The 2,712-nt window shown below is 74.1% G+C and carries 3 protein-coding genes; 2 read left to right on the top strand and 1 reads right to left on the bottom strand.

The window, feature by feature from the left end; genetic code table 11:
- Positions 1 to 57: 57 nt before the first annotated feature.
- Positions 58 to 261 (bottom strand): DUF6243 family protein, encoded by a 204-nt coding sequence (locus ACFWEG_RS28790; protein ID WP_387220997.1) that lies wholly within the window; start codon positions 259 to 261, stop codon positions 58 to 60.
- Between the two features lie 333 nt (positions 262 to 594).
- Between ACFWEG_RS28790 and ACFWEG_RS28785 the strand changes: the two genes are divergently transcribed.
- Positions 595 to 1,173, top strand: coding sequence for a winged helix-turn-helix domain-containing protein (locus ACFWEG_RS28785; protein ID WP_387220994.1), 579 nt, complete (start codon positions 595 to 597; stop codon positions 1,171 to 1,173).
- 75 nt (positions 1,174 to 1,248) lie between these two features.
- Positions 1,249 to 2,682 (top strand): MFS transporter, encoded by a 1,434-nt coding sequence (locus ACFWEG_RS28780; protein ID WP_387220991.1) that lies wholly within the window; start codon positions 1,249 to 1,251, stop codon positions 2,680 to 2,682.
- Positions 2,683 to 2,712 lie beyond the last annotated feature (30 nt).

Genomic DNA, 2,712 nt, shown 5'->3' with positions numbered 1-2,712 from the left:
ACCGCGTGGTGCGGTCCGGGCCCTCGGGGTGTCCTGCGCGGGTGGGGCGGCGCCGGGTCAGCTGTCGGAGGCCGGAGCGCCCTCGGGGGCGTCCTGCTTGGCCTGGGCGCGCTCCTTCATCTTGCGGACCAGTTCCTGCTTCTGCTCGGCCGCCGTGCGGCGGTTCGGCTCGGCGGCGGGTCCGTTTCCGTGCTGGTCGGCGCGGGACAGCTTCTTGCGCTGCCCGCCGACGCCGAGGAGGTTGTTTCGGCTCTTGGCCACGGTGTTCTCCATGCTGGTGAGAAGGGGTCTGCGATGTCATCCGGTGGGGGGCGGGACCAGGGTCCCGGCGCGCTCTCACTCGTAGATCTGGAAGAACATGCCGCGACGATAGCGCGTCCCGCCGAGCACAAGCACCGCATTTTCGGGCGGCCCGGGCGCGGCGGGACGTGGAGCCCTCGACATGTCCGACTCCCGCGCGTGCGATGCCGGCCGCGGCGGCTACGCCGGGTGACGACCGGCCTGCGAAGGCAGCTCATGACGGTGATGCCGAACCGGCTCCGATGCCCCCTCGCCACCGGCCGAGTCCTGACGGCCGCCCGGTAGCCTGCCCGTATGGCCAGTCAGAAGCCGGTGCGGAAGATCGACGCGCGCAGTCTGCGCGCTCTGGCGCATCCGTTGCGGGTGCGGATGCTGGACGTGCTGCGGACGGAGGGGCCGGCGACGTCGGCGCGGCTGGCGGAGCGGTTCGGGGAGAGCACGGGGACGGTGAGCTGGCACCTGCGGCATCTCGCGGAGCACGGGTTCATCGCGGAGGACGTGGAGCGGGGGACGCGGCGGGAGCGGTGGTGGCAGGCGAGCGACGCCACGCACGTGGTGGAGACGGCCGAGCTGCGGAAGGACCCCGGGGCGCGGGCGGCGGTCGACGCGTACATCGAGGAGATGATCCAGCAGGGGTTCCGGCGGGCGCGGACGTACTTCGCGAGCCGGTGGCCGGAGGAGTGGGAGCGGACGGGGACCATCGCCCACTGGGACACGCTGAAGCTCACGCCGCAGCAACTGCAGGCGCTCAACCAGGAGTTGATGGCGGTCGTCGAGAAGCACACGCCCGCCGAGGGTGCCGAGCCCGAGCCCGGCGCACTGCCGGTGAGCGTGCAGCTGCAGTCGTTCCCGCGACTGGAGCGGAACGACTGAGTCCGCATCAGAAGATGCAGAGAACTCTCTGCAAATCCCTTTGCAGAGAGTTCTCTGCACGCTAGTTTCGTCGTCATGCCCGCCACCGGCTCCCGCGAGCGCACCCGGTCCCTCACCTCCGCCGCCCCTCCCCGCAGCCTCCTCCTGCGCGACCGCGACTTCCGCAGCCTGTGGATCGGCGCGACCACCGGCAAATACGGGGCGGCGGTCACCTCCGTCGCCCTGCCGCTGATCGCGGTGACGCTGCTGCACGCGTCGACGCTCCAGGTCGGGCTGCTCACGGCCGCGACCTGGGCCCCGTGGCTGCTGATCGGGCTGCCGGCCGGGGCGTGGGTGGACCGGCTGCCGAGCCGACCGGTCATGCTCGTCTCGGACGCCGCCGCGCTGCTCCTGTTCGTCTCGATCCCGGTCTCCGCGTGGCTGGGCGTGCTGTCGATCGGCTCGCTGCTGGTGACCGCGCTGCTCGTCGGCACCGCGACCGTCTTCTTCCAGACCGCGTACACCACGCTGCTCCCCCGCCTGATCCCCCTCGCGGACCGCCCGGAGGCCAACTCGAAGCTGCACGGCAGCGAGTCGGCCGCACAGCTCGCCGGGTCGGGATCGGGCGGGTTCCTGGTCCAGGCGCTGGGCGCGGCGAACGGCATGTTCGTCACCGCGGCGACCTTCGCCGTCTCGTTCGTCTGCGTGCTGCGCATCCGCCACCGCGAGCCGGACCGGGCCCCCCGCCGCACCGCCCACCCGGCGGACGACCGCGAGCCGGAGCGGGGGGCGACCCACGCCGAGCGCCCCGCGGCGGACCGCGAGCCGGCCCCCGCCCCGCAGCCCCCGGCGGACCGCGGGACGCACCCCGCCCCCGCCCGCCGCCCCCGCGGCGCCCTGGCCCGCGAGATCGCCGTCGGCCTGCGGCTGACGTTCCGCGACCCCTATCTCCGCGCGACCACCGTCAACGGCGCCGCGGCCAACCTCGCGCTCATGGCGTACCAGTCCGTCGTCGTGGTGTTCCTCGTCCGCGAGGTGCACCTCGCGGCCTGGACCGTCGGCGTGCTCATGACCGCGGGCGGCTTCGGCGGCATCGCGGGCGCGTTCGCCGCGCGCCGGCTCTCCACCCGGCTCGGCACGGCCCGCGCACTGCTCCTGTTCGACGGCGTCGTCCCCGCGCTCGCCCTGCTCATCCCGCTCACCACCCCGGGCGCCGGGCTCGCCCTCTACGTCCTCGGCTCCGGCGCGGTGTCGTTCGGCGTCGTGGCCGGCAACACCGTCCTCGCCACGTTCCGGCAGGCCTACGTGCCCACCGACCTGCTCGGCCGCATCTCCGCGTCGAAGAACTTCGTGGTCTTCGGCACCCTGCCCCTCGGCGCGGTCCTGGGCGGCGCGCTCGGCGAACTCCTCGGCAACCGCCCCGCCCTCTGGATCGCCGTCGCCACCCTCCCCCTCTGCGCGCTCCCGCTCTGGCTCTCCCCCGTCCGCACCCGCCGCGACCTGCCGACGCGACCGGCGGCCGCGCACTGAGAAGGGCCGGCCCCCGCCAGAAGCGGGGGC

Source organism: Streptomyces sp. NPDC060194, assembly GCF_042728285.1.
In the GTDB taxonomy this organism is placed as follows: Bacteria; Actinomycetota; Actinomycetes; order Streptomycetales; family Streptomycetaceae; genus Streptomyces.
This window is presented reverse-complemented; position numbering and strand designations above follow the sequence as displayed.